1 pseudogene is annotated in these 358 nt (G+C 63.1%); it reads right to left on the reverse strand.

Annotation, left to right across the window (positions count from 1 at the left end):
- Positions 1 to 358: pseudogene (locus EN852_RS36620) on the reverse strand (PAS domain S-box protein); the annotation flags it as partial.

Below are 358 nucleotides of genomic sequence, written 5' to 3' on the forward strand. Positions count from 1 at the left end.
CATATCGTCGCCAAGTCGCTCTATGGCGAGGATCATCTCGTAGGCCGCGGCCCAGTGGCGGATGGCAATGTCGAGATAGCTCACCCGGCGGAAATTCTGGAACAGCCAGATCATGCCGTCGACATCTTCGGCATGATTTCCGCCGCCAAGGAAGCCTAGCCGCGCCGCGCTTGCGTCAGGCTCCGCCTGTTCGAGCGCCAGCCGCGCGGCACGATCGGCGAGCGGCACGGCGATGGCCTGGCGATATTCGCCGAAATACTCGTCCCGGCCGGTATCGGCATAGAGGTTCAGGAAATAGATGGCGTGCTTCTGCCCCTTCGACCATTGGCTTTCGCCACCGACATAGGCGCGCACGGCC

Source organism: Mesorhizobium sp. M2E.F.Ca.ET.209.01.1.1, assembly GCF_004010375.2.
Classification (GTDB): domain Bacteria; phylum Pseudomonadota; class Alphaproteobacteria; order Rhizobiales; family Rhizobiaceae; genus Mesorhizobium.